Here is a 15456-nt window from a genome sequence, read left to right on the forward strand (position 1 = left end):
GGCTTTGCGGCAAATTCTTCAGGCGAGTCTTTGATCCCGGTGACGGTTCCCAGACCACGGCCAACAGCTTGGGCAGCTCCGCCCCCAATACGCTCTACTGGAGAGAGAACTTGACCCAGAACATACGCTCCCACTAACCCGGCTGCTCCGCCCCCAATTGGGCCAAGGCCTGGCCGGGTGCCGGGGATGTTTGCAGTCGGCCTGGGGGCCGTGGTGGGCTGCAATAGGTTCTGGTTCCACGTCCGTGGCCCAACACCCCCTTTACCGGCTGCGGCTTGAGCGCTAGGAGGAACCGGGGCACCACCAACGCCAGCACCAGCGGCCCGAGCAGCGGTTCCTCCTTTGCCTGCGATCGCCTCTTGGCTGGGGGTTAGCCCTAACCTCTTCTGTGCCTCTATTTCAGCAGCTCTAGCTCGCAGGCTAGCGTTAAGCCCCTCAGTCTGGAAATTGCTATAGGTAAAAGGGCCGATGTTACGGCGAGCTGCCTCGGCGGCAAAGTGGCGGGGCGTAAAGGTGCCCCATTCATTAGGCGGCCTGGGCGGTGGCGGTGGGGTGATAGTCATATCTAGTCAACCTTAAAAGCAGCAGGAATTTCGACATCACCTAAAGAGTCGGCAAACGTCCAAAACTTTTGAGTCGTGGCCGTTAGATAATCCTGGTTAATTGGAATGCTGCTACGGGTAATTTGCCGAACCTTTTTATCGGATGTTCGAACGATTGAATAGTCAACTACTGGCTGAAGATAAGCCCCTTCAGTCTCTTCATACTCTTTAGAGCCATAAAGGCGCTGAAGCAGAGAGTCTACCCAAACTTTCAGTTTTTCAACTGTGTCAATAGCTGCGGGGAGATCCGTTTCGCGATTAAAATCAGTCATCAAAAAACCTGCCAGATTGGGGGTGAGATTTCACCTCAATCTTGCCCTAAACCATTCGGTACAACCAAGCAAAAATAGACCTAAAATTAGGCAAGTATTATGCTTTCACCCATAAACCCCTTACTCTTCAATGGTTTGGCGGCTTTATACTGAGGTCTGCAAAACCTCCACCCCCGGTTCGAATCCGGGTGTCGCCTTAACGGTAAAACGAGAGCCAAATGGGCTGTATTTGCAGACTAACTTCGCTTTTGCAAAGACAAAACCAGTTTAGGTTCTCAAACTATTGGGCAGACAGTTTTGCCTCTATTTTGGCTGGCGACGATCCATCGAGCTTACAGAAGATGAGCTTTAGCGCCTCTTCACAGAGTTTTCGGTAATTTGGAGGGTTAGCTCCAATCTCTTTATTAGTGAGCCCTTGGACGACGAGGTCAATACTTTCTGCTTCGCAAGAGGTTATACCGCTGCGTGCAAACCTCACTATTTCAGGATTAGCTCGCAGCGCCACCGGCTTAGACGATAGGTGCAAACACAATGGCCCTGGCGGCCAGAGTGTGGAAGTGTTTTGATCAGGCAGCTTGTCTGAAAGGCTCAGCATCTACCGGCAGGCAGCGAAGTACTCGCCTGGGGTTAGCCATAAGTGACTGCTTAAGGTCGTACTTGTCGAGTTTGAGCGATCGCACCAAAAAGCGACTGTAGCGAGACCTCCACAGCTCTACTCATTCGCAATACCTCCTACCGTGAGGGCAAAGTGTACCCGTTCGAGGTCTATGCCTGAATGAGGGCAAAGGCTAAATTGCCATTGACGTCATCGAGCAAAGTTGTGAGTCCGCCATGCTCGATGCGGTAGTTGCCCTGTGTTTCTTCTCAAGGCGCCCGCGATCGCGTTACAGGAAGGCTAGCACCAACCGTAAGCTCAACCAACCAATTGATTAAGCATGGAACCGTCAACGATGAAACTTTCCGCTGAGCTATCAGATCAAATTACTGAAAATCAGCCTTCTCAACCCGTAATGCTGATCTATTACGCGGCTGCAGTCTTCTTTAATCTCTGTTTGACCGCTCAAGTTTTAACGGTAGGACTGGCTTACTTTTATAACCCCACCTGGTGGAATCTCCATGTTTGGCTAGTGCGAGGCTATGGTGGGCTGTCTTTGTTCTTGCTAGTCGGAGCTTGGTACCTACCTCTACCGCAGCGCATTAAGGCTCTTGCCACAGGTTTGCCCGTTCTTCTAGGACTGCAATTTCTAACCATTCATTTTCAAATGCCGTTTTCAGCGCCAATTCCCCTCGCTGTTTTGCATCCCTTGATTGGATTTTCGCTATTCTCAGCTTCCACTACGTTGGTGCATCGTATGAGGCATATTGTGTGGCCTCAAACAGCAACCTAAACTCTTAATCCTATGGAGAAGAGAGTTGCTTTAAAGTATTTTGGCCAGCAGAGATTTCTGCTAGCCAAAATTGCTATCCGACTGCATCTACCACCCGGACTTATTGATAGGATGCTAGTCGCCGCCAACGCTAATTGGGGTGCCTACAATGTCGGCTCCGGTCAAATTGGCATTGAGGAATGATGCTCCAGTCACCTCAGCAAAGTAAAGGGATGCCTCGGTTAGATTAGCCTGGTCAAAAGTAGTATTTTCGAGCAGGGCGTTGGTCAAAAAAGCTCGGGTGAGGTTAGCACCAGTCAAGTCGGCACCGCTTAAGTCAGCCCCTTCTAGGTTGGATTCTAAGAGAGTTGCGCCTTCTAAATTAGCATCGCGCAGGTCAGCGCCAATTAGGTGAGCCTGGGTTAGATTGGCCCCCGACAGATCGCAGCTCTGACAGAGGTTGGTTTCAAGTAGCTGCTGTACGTGGGCTGGGTTTTCGGCCTGAGCGGGTAGACCCATTGCTAACGAAATAGCGACTGCGGTCCCAGCGAGTAGAGTAAATTTCATGGAGGCATCCTCCGATATATGGTGGTCAGTGCCAGCGCTACATTGTTGGCCCTAGCTGATGGGAGTAGCTTGCTATTACCCCTCAAATCTCGCGTGCAGTCTGTTTTAAGCAGGGAGGGGAATTGTGTTGCAGCTATACCCAAACTGTATCGGTGGCCTTAGCCCTTGCCATCGGCAGTAAGATAGGTCTTGCGCCTGTGCTACCCCTCGATCGTAGCCCTTTCTCTAAGCTGCTGGGGCAGGATATCCGTATTGTAAAGATCGTAATTTACCCATGTTTACCGTCATTCACCAGCTCACCTCCGCCCAGGTTGAGCAGCTTCACCAGATGTATTTGCAGGAGTGGTGGAGCAACAAACGAGCCTTGGCCGATGTGTCGCCCCTGCTGGCCAACAGCGACCTACTCTTTGGTCTGTGGGACGAGGAGGCGCAGCGGCTGGCAGGCTTTTGTCGAGTCCTGACGGACTGGGTGTATCGGGCGATCGTATTCGATGTAATCGTAGCGGCAGACTATCGAGGGCAGGGCTTGGGGGCAGAGCTAATCGAGCATGTCACCACCCACCCCCAGCTCGCCCAGGTGGAGTGCATTCAACTGTTTTGCACCCCCGAAATGCAGCCCTTTTACGAGAAATATGGCTTTGGTCAGGCGGAGCAGCTGTTGATGGTGCGGCCTTGTGGGTGAAGTAAGGAGCAGGGAGTGGGAGGCGTTGGAGTTCGCCGACGCGAATGAGCTTAGCGGCTGGAACTCTGCAAGATGGTAGGGGCAGGGCAGAGAATTTCTAAAGGCTCTTGGGTGCGGGGATGGGGAAGAGTTAGATGGTAGGCGTGCAGATGGTAGCCAATGTCGCCGGGGACGGGAACTCTGCCAGTTTCAGACGGTTTAATCGGCAGCGGTAGGCCGCCGACCCCATAGAGGGGATCCCCGATGAGCGGAAACCCTGCCGCCGCTAGGTGAATGCGAATCTGGTGGGGCCGCCCGGTGCGAATGGTGACTTCTACCAGGGTGGAATTTACATTGCGCTGGATAACCAGACCCTCGCTGTAGGAGGGTAGACCAGTGGGTGAAGCCGCGTACACATACCCCAACGCTGGGTGATCGACTTTGCCAATGGGGGTTGTGAGGGCGAACTTGTCGGGCAAGTCGCTGACCCCAATTAGGGCTCGATAGGTCTTACGAATAGGGTGTGGGGCCTGGGGATCGTGGGCCGTTGCGGTCGAGTCGCGCAGCTGGCGACTGAGCACAGCACGGGCCAGGGGCGATCGCCCCAGCAGCATTACCCCCGACGTTCCCCGCCCCAGCCGATGTACCGGAATAGGCGGGTTGTCGGGATAGCGCAGCCTGAGCTGGTGCAGCAGCGTATGGGTGAGAAACCCACCGCCAGGCAGCACCGGCAGACCCGATGGCTTAGCGATCGCCATCAAATCCTCATCCTCATACAGCACCTTAAACTCCAGCGGTGCCTCCGGCTCCTCCCACGGAGGCCGATGGTAGTTCAGCTTGTCCCCCGCACTGAGGCGATCGTCGGAGGCTAGAGCAATCCCGTCTTGGCGAATTTGGCCAGCTGTGATGCGATCGCGCCATATCGCCCGGCTAAAGTACCTGTAGCGATTGCTATAGAAGTCGAGGACGGAGAGTCCGGCTTCGGTGGGGGTGATGCGATCGGTGTAAACCCATCCTTGATTCATACCAGTTCCGTTGCTACGAATCCCTTAGACGATGCATCGCTGCGCGGATGCACCCTACGAGACACCTTACACCAACCGCTTCAACCGCTCCTTTGCATCAGCCCGGAGCTGCTTCACCCGCCGAAACAGCTCCGTTCCGGTGTGAATGTAGCTCTCCTCATAGCTCATCGTGAAGCGATCGAGTTCATCTAGCCCATCCTCCAGCAGCCCCAGACAGTGGTAAATATCCGCCGCCACCCCCGCCATACTCGCCGGATTCGCCATCGAGTTAAACTTGCTCTGGGCCTGCTCCAACCAGGTGCGGCCCTGCTCCAAATACGTCATAAACCCTTCCATCAGCTCATCGTCGAAGGGGTCAGCCGACAGCTTGCGAATCTCCGTTTTTAAGGGCGACATGATTTTCCCTACTAGCCTGTCTACCGGGCCGTAAACCAGCTTTAGCCAGGCATCTTCCCGCGCCTCAGACGACTGCGTTGCCTCGCGAGCGTAGCGATACACCGCCTGCATATCCGCCGTGCGCTTCGTCCGATTAGCGGCACTCTCTATTGGATCAGCGGCTACAAACCCCTGGCGCTGCTGGTCATAAACCGTGCGCCGCGACGGGTCGCCAATGACTTCGTAGGCAATGTTGATGCGAGCAATGCGATCGTGGGACGCGCGATCGCTCTTGCTGTCAGGATGATACTCCTTAGCCAGACGACGATAGGCGCGCTTAATCTCCGCCTGGGTCGCTGACTCTTGAACCTCGAGGGTTTGGTAGTGGGTCTCGTTTGCCATAGAGACATTTTAGGGGAGGGAGGGGGTGGGGGGTAAGGGGTAGGGGGTGGATGGGTAGGGAGTGATGGGGTGGGGGGGTGATGGGGTTAGGCTAGGGACTGGTCAATGAAGGTTTGCCAGGTGGGGTTGGGGTGCCAGATGCGGTGTAGGTCGGCCAAGGCAAGGGCGGGATCAACCTCCAGGCGGAGCACGCGGTAAAGATAGACAAAGGCAGAGACGCGCATATTAAGAGCGCAGTGAACCAGGACTTTGACGTCGCGGTTGCGATCCATCACTTTAAAGAAGATGGCCAGATCGGCTGAGGTTGGCGCTTCCCACACCACCGGAATGTGAAAGTAGGTCATACCCAGGCTTTTCACCACTTCTGCTTCGTTGGCAATGGCGTTGTCGGAGGTGGATAACGCCAGATTAACCACGACTGTATAACCGGCCTCGGCTACCGCCTTAAACTGCTCGGCGGTAGGCTGCCCGGCGGTGCCCAGGGTGGGCGAAAGGGCCAGGTAGTTACGGATAGCCTGCAAAGAATCAGCGGTCATAGCCAGATCCCTCGGTACGATAAAGAAAACTCACCCTGGAGACTTCATCCCATGGCTATGGTGGAATCTACCATGCTGCCCCTGGGCACCGCTGCCCCCCACTTTGAGCTGAGAGACGTCGTCAGCGGCCAAACCATTAACCTCGGCACGTTTGCTGATGCTCCAGCCCTGCTGGTGATGTTTATCTGTCGCCACTGCCCTTTCGTTAAGCATGTGGAGCAAGAGCTGGCCCGCCTCGGGCGAGACTACAGTCCTAGAGGCGTGGGCATCGTTGCCATCAGCGCCAACAGCCTACAAACCCACCCTCAAGATGGTTCAGAACACCTTAAGGCCCAGGCCCAAGATGTAGGTTTCACCTTTCCCTACTGCTTCGACGAAACCCAGGAGGTTGCCAAGGCCTACACCGCCGCCTGTACCCCCGATTTCTTTGTGTTTGACGAGGCTAAAACCTTGGCCTACCGAGGTCAGCTCGACGATAGCCGCCCGGGCAACAACTTACCGGTTACGGGCGCAGATCTGCGGGCGGCGCTAGATGCAGTGCTAGCGGCTGAAGCCATGCCTGGCCACCAAAAACCTAGCATTGGCTGCAACATCAAGTGGACACCGGGAAATGAGCCAGACTACTTTGGGTAGCGCGATCGCCCCCAATAGCCCTGCAGCAGCCCAAACGTCACAGAATACAAAGAAGATCTGGATTGTTAAAGCCATCGATCTAAGCTGCAAACACTGGTGCAGAGTTTCGGGTAGAAATCTCGCTCAACCTGTTTGTGGATCTTTATGAGTCGTCTGCGTCGTTTCTTTAAATCATGCCTGGTGGGTCTAATGGCGGTGGTGCTGCTCCAGGCGATCGGCTGTGGCCCAGCCAAAGTATCCGACCAGCCACTGCGACTCACCATAGGGTTGGTGAGCTACGACGACGGCGCTAGCTCGTTAGAAAAGTATCAGCGATTCCAAACCTACCTGGCCGAGCAGCTTAAGGCGATCGTTGAGCTAGAGCCAGTGTTTAACGAAATTCGCGCCGTTGAGCAAATTCGTGAGGCCAACTGGTCACTGGTGTTTGCGCCCTCAGGGTTAGCGGCGATCGCCATGGCCGAAGCCAACTATCTACCCATTTTCCCCATGCTGGGTGCCCCCAACCAAAAGTCGGTGCTGGTGGTGCGCAACGATAGCTCGTTTCAGACGCTGGGCGACCTCGCCAACCAAACCCTTGCCCTCGGAGAAGCGGGCTCCGCTACGGGCTACTATCTGCCCCTCTACGACCTCTACGGCCTCACCCTTAAGGCCATTGAGTTTGCCTCTACCCCCGCTACAGCGTTGGAGTGGATTGCCAACGGCCGAGTGGCCGCAGGGGCCATGTCAGAAGATGCTTTCCAGCAGTATCGCAGCGCGTTTGAGGGCAATACCTTTCGCATTCTGCACGCCAGTCGCGCCATTCCTCCTGGGGCGGTCTTGATTAGCCCCAACGTCGATCGCAACCAGCAGCAGTACCTTGAGCGGGCCATGCAGAATGCCCCATCCAACCTCACCGCTGATGCGGGCTATGTTCCGAACGCGCCTCCACCCGACTTAAGCCAGCTGATTGCCTTAGTCAACAAAGTGCGGCCGTTAGAGTCTCGTGTCAAAGAGCAGCCTGCGGTGCTCACCCTAGGGTCATAAGGCATAGAAAACGCGCCCTAAATTTCTTGCATATCGCCTTTGCTGAGATGCCTAGATCGTGAGTTGTGAGACGGCGAGGGACCTGTTGGTAGGCTAGAATTAGGGCCAAAGCCATTTTCTGAGGGTCATTGTTCACCGCATTGTTTGCCGGTGTTTTGCTGTTAAAACAGCTTTTAAAACAATGAATCTCAGGCTGTAGGGGTGCGGGCCATACCATCATTACCGTCTTGGATGCCTTTAGAAAATTGCGGCGCATTGGGTGAGGTTCACCGTAGTCAACCGCATCGGTCCGTTAGCTATTAGACGTCTCTAGCAACCCTCGGAGCTGACTCGTGTGAGCCACGGACATCGCACCCTAGCCGCTATTATGCTGACCGATGCGGTCGGCTTTAGCGCCCGCATGTCAGTACAGGAAGAATTAACCCTCTCCCAGCTCCAGCGTGACCAGGCGCTGATGGAAGCGCTCTGCGATCAGTTTGAGGGCAAAGTGCTGAAATCGACTGGCGATGGCCTGCTGATGTATTTTGCCAGTGCAGTACAAGCCGTTACCTGCGGGCTCGAAATTCAAAAAGAACTGCACCGCATCAATGCCACTGCTGGGGATGAGCCAGCCCTGCTGCACCGCATCGGTATCCATTTAGGGGATGTGTTTTTTAGTCAGTCTGACGTGATGGGCAACGGGGTCAACATTGCCGCCCGCCTCCAGACCGAAGCGCGCCCCAGCGGAATTTGCATTTCTAAAATTGTCTATGACGTGGTCAAGTCACGCCTAGATTTAGACACCACCTACGCCGGGCCGCTCCAGCTTAAAAACATTCAAGAGCTAGTGCCGGCCTACCACGTCCATGCCTTGCCGCGGGAGGCAAATGAGGCCAGCCCCTCGGCAATCACCACCGAAGAAGGGCTTGAGCTAACTCGTGAAGCATCTATAGACCGCAAGCTCCTAGCTCCCGGCACTAAGGTGGGCGGTCGTTACATCGTTCAGCGAGTGCTAGGGCAGGGCGGCTTTGGCCGGTCCTATTTAGTAGAAGACTCTCAGCGCTTTGGTGAGGCCTGCGTGCTGAAGGAGTTTTTCCCCACCAAAAAGTCTGGGAGCAACCTGCAAAAGGCTCTGGATTTATTCAAGCGCGAGGCCAAAACCCTATACCAGCTCGACCATCCCCAGGTGCCCAAGTTTCTGGCCTGCTTTACCCAGAAAGAGCGCCTGTTTATTGTGCAGGAATATATCGATGGCGTCCCCTATTCTCAGCTGATTAAGCAGCGCCGCCAGCAAAACAGCCAGTTTTCTGAGGCTGAGGTCGTCCAGTGGCTAATGCAGATGCTGCAGGTGCTGGATTACCTCCACGGTCTGAATATTGTGCACCGCGATATTTCGCCGGACAACATTATGTACTGTCGCGATCGCAGCCTGCCGGTGCTGATCGATTTCGGCCTAGTCAGCGACGCCATTAGCACCCTGCTTTCTGACGAGGTGACCGCAGCCGACGATGCCCAACCCGCCACCATGGTGGGCAAATTTGGCTATTCACCACCGGAGCAAATTCATTTGGGCCAGAGTTTTCCCTCCAGTGACCTCTATGCGTTGGGGGTGACGGCGATCGTCCTGCTGACCGGCCGCTACCCCCGCGACCTGATCGATCGAGAGTCGCTGGAGTGGCACTGGCAGACCTACACCAGCGTGAGCCCAAGTTTGGCCACCATTCTCACCCAGTTGGTGCAGCAGAAACCAAAAGCCCGGTTTCAAACGGCCCGCGATATAATGCAGCGCTTAGCGCCCCTGGCCAAGACGATTAAAGCTCCCATCTCTCCCCTCACTATTGAACCGGCTTGGACTCCAACTGTCAATCGGCTCAATGCCCCAGGGGCCACACCAAAGACCGCCCTTCCCCAGCAGCGCAATCCTTCATTTATGGAGGCCTGCCGTCAGGAACTCGCCCGCTGCATTGGCCCCATGGCCAGCGTGATTGTCGAAGACATGATCGAGCAACACCCCCAGGCTACACCGGAGGAATTTGTTGAAATTTTGGCCAGTCAGCTATCCAACGGACGTCAGGCCACAGATTTTGTCAGCCGCATTCAGGTCGCTGTAGACGACAATGCCGCCAGCCTAATCGATCATTCCCAGGAGCTTACGGCGGCCGATCCAGAGTCAATATTGGATATCGTCACCCCAGCCGCAGAGCGCCCCAGCCCAGAATTTTTGAACCGCTGTCGGCAAACCCTGACCCGCTGCATTGGCCCCATGGCCAACTACCTAATCGAGGACACCCTGGCCGACTTTCCTCAGCTTTCGCCTCAAGAGCTGATTAACCGCCTCGCCGCTGAAATTCCTGACTCCAAAAAGGCAGAGGAATTTTGCCGACAAATGCAGTAGAACCCAGTAGGCTGAGCCCCGATAAAAGTACTTGATGTTTAATTTGGGCTGACGTCATCGATATCTATTGTTTACCCGAAAAATCCCCTGAGCTGCGTCGCCCTTCCCGGTAGCGCTCTAGACGCTGCATGGCCATCTGTAGACTCATTTGCATGCGGTTGAAGGCCACTGCTAACTTGCCGACTTCATCGTTAGAGTCTTGGCTAAACTCCGCCACCGGGTCGCCCATGCTGGCCGCTTCCGCCGCCAACGCCATGCGGTTGAGGGGGCGCACCACGTAGCGCTTGAGCCAGAGGTTGACCAGCACGATCGCCAGCGAAAACGCAATCACAAAAATGCCGAGGATCAGCACCAGAGACTGACGGGCACTCTTCAGCACCTTTTCAGCCGGCACGGAGATCATCTGGGCACCAATAATTTCATCTAGATGCCAGCCAAACCCATTGTTGGCACCGTAGCGCCCGATCATGCTGGCCGGGGCAGCAGCTGGGGTGCTGTGGCATTCTAGGCAGCTTGGCTTAGTAATTTTGATTGGTCGGGCAATGTAGTAAATATCGCCTGCTGGAGTACTGCGAAAGCCGCTGGTTTCATGAGCATTGCCCTGCTGCTTAAACTGCTCGACTAATTGGGCCTCAAAGCTATCGGCCTTGTCTCTTAAATTGGTGGGATTGAGGGTGGCCTCTTTGTAGAAAAAGTCAGCATAGATGGGGTTGCCGCGAAAAGTTTCAAACACCTCCCGCGCCGAGTAGGCAGGTATCGTTTCGGGCAAAAATTCTACCGCCAGGCGATCGGCCAGTTCGGGGTTGACCTGGTTGGTGGTGTAGTCACGCACTGAGTTCATGGTCTCCATCAACATCAGTGCGTTGGTGGTGAGCTGAGCCTGGGCGTTGCGGTTTAATACCGAAGACAGAGCGACACTGCTGACAATAATGCCGCCCAAAAAGACGAGCACCAGCAGCAGCGTAAATTTTTGGCCCAGTTGCAGGTTGGCAAGTTTTGACATTTTCGACATGGCGCAGTGACGGGGTGGGTTTCGTCATCAGATACACTTGCACCCAGCTTGCTTCCGGAGATGCCAGAGGTTTCGCAAAGAAGAGCAATACTCTACTCTGCCCACCGTGGTCTTTGGAACAGATGCTGCTGATTGTAAGGTGAAGTCTGCTACACCTATGGCAATTGGTAACAGTTCCTCACCTGAGGCGGGTCAGGGGATGGGTGGCTGTGGCGCACTGCCCTTATCATTCACTGCTCGGTACAAACTAGGCCCCTACTTGAGTTGGGCTAGCTTTTGGTTAGCAGATCTGAGCATTTCGCTGGCCCGAGCGTGGCTGGTGGTGTTGGGCTGAACTTTTTCTAGGTCACTGATGATGTCTTGGAGCAGGCTAGCAATCTGGTTGCGCTCCATACCCTCCAGGTTTTGGGCCAGCATGGCGGTGCTTTTTGCGGTGGCGCGATCAAAGGCCGCGACTGAGGACTCTTCTTTGGCAATGTTTTCTTGAACGATGCCGAGATTGGTTTGGTATTGGGCGAGCAGGGTCTGGGCTTCGCTGTAGCCAGGGTCTTCGATGGGGATGTCGTCTAGGCGGGCGATCGCCGTTTCCCAAAGCCCCGCAACGGTTTCCCAACGAGCGGCACTGTGGGGCGGGTTTTGGCCAGCGACAGCAGCTTCATACCCAAAGGCTTTAGCCGCATCGACCAATGTGCCAGAGCGGTTGCCTCCGGCGACGTTGCCCGCCACCTGCTGATAGTCGCGCTGGTAGGCGTCTAGCTTGGTAGCCGACTGCCTCCCCGCCAATGTCTCGGGCGGAATTTCGCTCAGTCGATCCATCCCCTGCTGCCAGGTGATGAGAGCTGTGGCTCGGTCGGAGCTAGATGCCGCCGTTTGAAATGCCTGCTGTGCCCCATCAACGGCTGTTGTCCCTGCTGTCAGTAGGATTTGGGCGTTGCGCTCTTGAAACACGACGGCCTCCATGCGGCCAATTTCGGCGCGAGCGGTCTCAAACTCATCTAGGGTAAACCGCCAGCTACAGCCCACGAAGCCGCAGTAGCCCTGGGGATAGTAGCCCAAAAACCACACTGGCAGCCCGTCTAAATGTGTCTGGGCCTGGGTGACTTTTTCTTCGCCTAGTTCAATATCTTGGGCTGAGGTGGCCTGATTCACCAATTGGTCGGCCTGCTCTACCAGCGACACCGCTTGCCGGTAGTCGTGATCCATTTTGATGTAGCTGGGCAGCAGAATTAGGGGGACCGTCTTGGCTACGGGCCAGCGAATCATGGGATAGGGTAGGTTGAGTACCCACGTTACCCCGGCTAGCCCCGCCACCGTAACCAGGGCAGAACCCAAACAACCAAATGTACGAGCCACCATAACCGTCGTTTCTCGATCAGCGCAAAAGCTATTTCAGTGTTCCCTGGGGGCTTAGCTCTGTTGCTTTGAGTAGCCATCTAGTTGTGTTGATTCAGCGATCGCTCAAACCGCCTCAAATTTGGCAAAAAAACCCCTGCATCCCAGATTGAATGCAGGGGTTTCGCAATTAAATAGCTAAACCCAGGCTACTTGCCGCCGTAGAAGTAGGCGATCTCTTTGTCTTTGAGGGGCGCAAAGTCGGCCGCTTGCAGCATGGCGTTGAGGTCATCGACGGCGAAGTGCTTGGCCCCAATGCGCACAATGCGCGATCGCATCGAGTTTGACACCCCACTGCGCTGCCGCCCGGCTTCCTTTGCCATCACGGTGTGGTAGAGCTCGAGCTTGGCGGCGGGAATGGGGGTGCCATCGAGGTCAATGCCCTCGGCGATCGCGGCATCGACGGCATCAGCCCCGGTGGTTGGCGTTTGAGACATGGTGGCTAGTCCTGCTAACGTGAGTAGTCCCAAAATCCTACCAGACCGCGATCCCCGCGTTGCCTGGGGCAGAGTCAGCGGTTATAACTTTGTCGCCACCGGCTGGTGGCCCTCGATTTCTTTGACCACGCGGGTCTTACTAGCGCGCAGGTGTTGGCTAACAGCCGCCACCGCCACATCGGGATCGCGGCTGAGAATGGCCTCGTAGATTTGGCGATGCTCTAGGCGAATGTCGAGCACGTTGGGGTTTTGCTGCAGGGTCTGAATGCGCAGCAGCGCCATGGCGTCAAACAAGCTATCTAACAGCGACACCAGCCGCCGATTGCCCGACCCCTCGGCAATGAGATGGTGAAACTGGTAGTCAACATCGAGCAGGCTCTCGGCCGAGAGGCTACCGTGGCTGTTGGCGATGGCCCCTTCAGCCTTGGCCACGCAGGCTGCAATCGCTTCGAGCTGCTCTTCAGTGGCGTGGGTGCAGGCCCCAGCCACCGCCAGCGCCTCTAGGGCCAGGCGACAGTCGTAGAGATCTTCGGCATCGGCGGCGGTAATGGTGGTCACCCGCAGGCCGCCGCTAACATCAGCGGTCACTAAACCGTCTTGTTGAAGCTGGCGTAGGGCCTCACGCAAGGGGGTGCGGCTAACCTGGAGCCACTCGGCTAGCTGGGTTTCTACTAGGCGATCGCCCGGCGAAAGCGCCCCGGTCAAAATGGCCGATCGCAGCGCATGGTAAACCTGCTCATACAGAGACTTGCCGCGGTTGATAGTAGGGGGAGACGATAAAATCACTGGGGGCTTAACCTCTGGAGCAGGGCGAATACTGGCCCAACGAACTGCCGTGACGCGGGGTGCAGCTACGACGGCAATACTTCCTAATCATACAAAGTTGACCCGTAATGAGGGCTTAAAAAGTTCTCAAGGTGCAGAAACGCTGTCCTAAAGCGGCAACAACGCCATCAGAGCCTAGCTGTCATTGCCCCAGTCTTTTCCCGACCCAGTATCCTATCGCTAGCCTCAGCGCCGGCCAGCCAAGGCCTCAGGAGAATCTCAGCTCGTTGCCGTAAGCTGATAATGAGATCAACCGTAACGAACGTAACTATGCAAATTGTGCGCAGGCTGCTGTTGGGCCTACTGCTGCTAGCCACCCTAGGGCTGATATGGGATGCCCTACCCTTCTACGCCAATGCCGACTCGATGCCCGAGTCCGCTACAGTCTCTGACCCCAGCTTAGCCACCGCCACTTTTGCCGGGGGCTGTTTTTGGTGCATGGAAGGCCCCTTTGACAAGCTAGACGGCGTAATTTCAACCACCTCTGGCTATACCGGCGGTACCAAGGTTAACCCCACCTACTCCGAAGTCTCCGCTGGGAGCACTGGCCACGTGGAAGCGGTGCAAGTGGTCTACGACCCTGCAAAAGTCAGCTACGACAAGCTGCTTCAGGTGTTTTGGCAGAATGTAGACCCAGTAGATAATCGAGGCCAGTTCTGCGACAAGGGCAGCCAGTATCGGGCCAAAATCTTTGTCCACGACGACGATCAGCAGGCGTTGGCAGAACAGTCTAAACAGGTGCTCAGCGCCGGGCCGAAGTTTCGGAAAACTCCCATCGTGACGGCCATTGAGCCCGCCCAGACCTTTTACCCCGCTGAAGACTACCACCAGGACTATTACCTCAAGCACCCGCTGCGCTACAAGTATTACCGCACGGCATGCGGGCGCGACCAGCGGTTGGCTGAAGTTTGGGGCGCTGACGGGGAGTAGATAGGTGAATGGGTAGGCGGGTGGATGAGCAGGATACAACGTTGTGCAGGGATTTTTGAATTTCTATAAACCCCAGGGCATGAGTTCCCACGATTGTGTGGGGGCGGTGCGGCGGCTGACGGGCATTAGAAAAGTAGGCCACGGAGGTACGTTAGACCCTTTGGCCGAGGGCGTTTTGCCCATAGCTGTGGGCCGGGCCACGCGCCTGCTGCCCTACCTGCCCGAGGGCAAAGCCTATCGTGCAATCATTCGCTTTGGCCTCACCACCACCACCGACGATCTAGAAGGGGAAATGCTGACCCAGCAAGCCGCCGATCGCCTGACGGTAGAGGAGATTGCAGCCTGCCTACCCGAGTTTGAAGGAACAATCGATCAAGTGCCCCCGGCCTTTAGCGCCATTCAGGTGCAGGGGCAGCGGCTCTACGATCTGGCGCGCAAGGGTCGGGTTGTAACGCCACCTTCGCGCGTGGTGACAATCCACCAACTAACGGTACAGCACTGGCAGCCGGGTGAGCAGCCGGAGCTAACGCTGGATGTAGACTGCGGACCTGGCACCTACATTCGCTCGATCGCACGGGATTTGGGCGATCGCCTCGGCACCGGAGCCACCTTGGCCCACTTAATCCGCACTCGCAGCGGCGGCTTTGACTCGTCGCACAGTCTCACGCTAAACGATGTGACGAATTTGCTGGAGAAGCAGACGCTTGAGCTAGTGGACCCAGCGATCGCCCTGGAGCATTTGCCGGCGATCGCCCTCCCCGCCGAGCTTGCCCTGCGCTGGCAGCAGGGGCAAAAGTTTCCACCCACCATGGTGATACCACCCAACACTCCCTACCGAGTCCTCAACGAGCCAGACGGCACCTTTCTAGGCATCGCCCAGCTCGAAGAGCGGGAAGAAGGGCCGATTCTCAAAGCCAAAATGGTGCTCTAGGGACAGGTAGAGTGCTTGCTATATCTCCGTTGGAATCATCTTCTAACCGGACGCTATAGCTGCCCTGGGCGAATGGCATTCGCCCCTACCCA

Annotated in this window: 16 protein-coding genes; 7 read left to right on the forward strand and 9 right to left on the reverse strand. The window is 55.9% G+C overall.

The window, feature by feature from the left end:
• Positions 1–565 precede the first annotated feature (565 nt).
• Positions 566–874 (reverse strand): glucose-6-phosphate dehydrogenase, encoded by a 309-nt coding sequence (locus NC979_RS06390; RefSeq protein WP_190518571.1) that lies wholly within the window; start codon positions 872–874, stop codon positions 566–568.
• A gap of 950 nt (positions 875–1824) precedes the next feature.
• Here NC979_RS06390 and NC979_RS06395 point away from each other — a divergent pair.
• Entirely contained in the window at positions 1825–2262 is a 438-nt protein-coding gene (locus tag NC979_RS06395; RefSeq protein WP_348253525.1) for a DUF6220 domain-containing protein, read from the forward strand.
• Between the two features lie 114 nt (positions 2263–2376).
• Here NC979_RS06395 and NC979_RS06400 read toward each other — a convergent pair whose 3' ends face one another.
• Positions 2377–2808, reverse strand: coding sequence for a pentapeptide repeat-containing protein (locus tag NC979_RS06400; protein ID WP_190518574.1), 432 nt, complete (start codon positions 2806–2808; stop codon positions 2377–2379).
• 274 nt (positions 2809–3082) lie between these two features.
• Between NC979_RS06400 and NC979_RS06405 the strand changes: the two genes are divergently transcribed.
• Complete coding sequence (locus tag NC979_RS06405) at positions 3083–3490, forward strand: GNAT family N-acetyltransferase (RefSeq protein ID WP_190518576.1); 408 nt, start codon at positions 3083–3085, stop codon at positions 3488–3490.
• 50 nt (positions 3491–3540) lie between these two features.
• Here the strand turns inward: NC979_RS06405 and NC979_RS06410 are convergent, their stop codons facing one another.
• The 3 genes from NC979_RS06410 to NC979_RS06420 all read right to left on the reverse strand — a co-directional run bounded on the left by NC979_RS06410 (position 3541) and on the right by NC979_RS06420 (position 5807).
• Complete coding sequence (locus NC979_RS06410) at positions 3541–4494, reverse strand: pseudouridine synthase (RefSeq protein ID WP_190518579.1); 954 nt, start codon at positions 4492–4494, stop codon at positions 3541–3543.
• A 66-nt stretch (positions 4495–4560) separates the two neighbouring features.
• Positions 4561–5271, reverse strand: coding sequence for a J domain-containing protein (locus tag NC979_RS06415; RefSeq protein ID WP_190518581.1), 711 nt, complete (start codon positions 5269–5271; stop codon positions 4561–4563).
• Positions 5272–5357: 86 nt separating this feature from the next.
• Positions 5358–5807 (reverse strand): protein tyrosine phosphatase family protein, encoded by a 450-nt coding sequence (locus NC979_RS06420; RefSeq protein WP_190518584.1) that lies wholly within the window; start codon positions 5805–5807, stop codon positions 5358–5360.
• Positions 5808–5858: 51 nt separating this feature from the next.
• Between NC979_RS06420 and NC979_RS06425 the strand changes: the two genes are divergently transcribed.
• The 3 genes from NC979_RS06425 (at position 5859) to NC979_RS06435 (ending at position 9837) form a co-directional block, all read left to right on the forward strand.
• Positions 5859–6440, forward strand: coding sequence for a thioredoxin family protein (locus NC979_RS06425; protein ID WP_190518586.1), 582 nt, complete (start codon positions 5859–5861; stop codon positions 6438–6440).
• Between the two features lie 144 nt (positions 6441–6584).
• Positions 6585–7463, forward strand: a complete 879-nt coding sequence (locus tag NC979_RS06430; RefSeq protein ID WP_190518588.1) for a phosphate/phosphite/phosphonate ABC transporter substrate-binding protein — start codon at positions 6585–6587, stop codon at positions 7461–7463.
• A 334-nt stretch (positions 7464–7797) separates the two neighbouring features.
• Complete coding sequence (locus tag NC979_RS06435; protein ID WP_190518591.1) at positions 7798–9837, forward strand: DUF8082 domain-containing protein; 2040 nt, start codon at positions 7798–7800, stop codon at positions 9835–9837.
• Positions 9838–9901: 64 nt separating this feature from the next.
• Here the strand turns inward: NC979_RS06435 and NC979_RS06440 are convergent, their stop codons facing one another.
• The 4 genes from NC979_RS06440 to NC979_RS06455 all read right to left on the reverse strand — a co-directional run bounded on the left by NC979_RS06440 (position 9902) and on the right by NC979_RS06455 (position 13464).
• Positions 9902–10849 carry a Tll0287-like domain-containing protein gene (locus NC979_RS06440; RefSeq protein WP_431191026.1) on the reverse strand — a complete coding sequence of 316 codons (948 nt, stop codon included), beginning with the start codon at positions 10847–10849 and terminating at the stop codon, positions 9902–9904.
• Positions 10850–11104: 255 nt separating this feature from the next.
• Positions 11105–12205, reverse strand: coding sequence for a hypothetical protein (locus NC979_RS06445; protein WP_190518596.1), 1101 nt, complete (start codon positions 12203–12205; stop codon positions 11105–11107).
• A gap of 185 nt (positions 12206–12390) precedes the next feature.
• Positions 12391–12678: a small RNA NsiR4-regulated ssr1528 family protein gene (locus tag NC979_RS06450; RefSeq protein ID WP_190518599.1), complete on the reverse strand. Its 288-nt coding sequence runs from the start codon at positions 12676–12678 to the stop codon at positions 12391–12393.
• 81 nt (positions 12679–12759) lie between these two features.
• Positions 12760–13464, reverse strand: coding sequence for an FCD domain-containing protein (locus tag NC979_RS06455; protein ID WP_190518601.1), 705 nt, complete (start codon positions 13462–13464; stop codon positions 12760–12762).
• A gap of 309 nt (positions 13465–13773) precedes the next feature.
• Between NC979_RS06455 and msrA the strand changes: the two genes are divergently transcribed.
• Complete coding sequence (gene msrA / locus NC979_RS06460; RefSeq protein WP_190518603.1) at positions 13774–14433, forward strand: peptide-methionine (S)-S-oxide reductase MsrA; 660 nt, start codon at positions 13774–13776, stop codon at positions 14431–14433.
• A 55-nt stretch (positions 14434–14488) separates the two neighbouring features.
• Positions 14489–15364 carry a tRNA pseudouridine(55) synthase TruB gene (gene truB, locus NC979_RS06465; protein WP_242023983.1) on the forward strand — a complete coding sequence of 292 codons (876 nt, stop codon included), beginning with the start codon at positions 14489–14491 and terminating at the stop codon, positions 15362–15364.
• Positions 15365–15456 lie beyond the last annotated feature (92 nt).

This window comes from Leptolyngbya subtilissima AS-A7 (genome assembly GCF_039962255.1).
Classification (GTDB): Bacteria; Cyanobacteriota; Cyanobacteriia; order Phormidesmidales; family Phormidesmidaceae; genus Nodosilinea.

Excerpts from the sequence above, each read along its gene's own strand:
- NC979_RS06390 (WP_190518571.1), bottom strand. The coding sequence starts at position 874 with ATGACTGATTTTAATCGCGAAACGGATCTCCCCGCAGCTATTGACACA.
- NC979_RS06395 (WP_348253525.1), top strand. The coding sequence starts at position 1,825 with ATGAAACTTTCCGCTGAGCTATCAGATCAAATTACTGAAAATCAGCCT.
- NC979_RS06400 (WP_190518574.1), bottom strand. The coding sequence starts at position 2,808 with ATGAAATTTACTCTACTCGCTGGGACCGCAGTCGCTATTTCGTTAGCA.
- NC979_RS06405 (WP_190518576.1), top strand. The coding sequence starts at position 3,083 with ATGTTTACCGTCATTCACCAGCTCACCTCCGCCCAGGTTGAGCAGCTT.
- NC979_RS06410 (WP_190518579.1), bottom strand. The coding sequence starts at position 4,494 with ATGAATCAAGGATGGGTTTACACCGATCGCATCACCCCCACCGAAGCC.
- NC979_RS06415 (WP_190518581.1), bottom strand. The coding sequence starts at position 5,271 with ATGGCAAACGAGACCCACTACCAAACCCTCGAGGTTCAAGAGTCAGCG.
- NC979_RS06420 (WP_190518584.1), bottom strand. The coding sequence starts at position 5,807 with ATGACCGCTGATTCTTTGCAGGCTATCCGTAACTACCTGGCCCTTTCG.
- NC979_RS06425 (WP_190518586.1), top strand. The coding sequence starts at position 5,859 with ATGGCTATGGTGGAATCTACCATGCTGCCCCTGGGCACCGCTGCCCCC.
- NC979_RS06430 (WP_190518588.1), top strand. The coding sequence starts at position 6,585 with ATGAGTCGTCTGCGTCGTTTCTTTAAATCATGCCTGGTGGGTCTAATG.
- NC979_RS06440 (WP_431191026.1), bottom strand. The coding sequence starts at position 10,849 with ATGTCGAAAATGTCAAAACTTGCCAACCTGCAACTGGGCCAAAAATTT.
- NC979_RS06445 (WP_190518596.1), bottom strand. The coding sequence starts at position 12,205 with ATGGTGGCTCGTACATTTGGTTGTTTGGGTTCTGCCCTGGTTACGGTG.
- NC979_RS06450 (WP_190518599.1), bottom strand. The coding sequence starts at position 12,678 with ATGTCTCAAACGCCAACCACCGGGGCTGATGCCGTCGATGCCGCGATC.
- msrA (WP_190518603.1), top strand. The coding sequence starts at position 13,774 with ATGCAAATTGTGCGCAGGCTGCTGTTGGGCCTACTGCTGCTAGCCACC.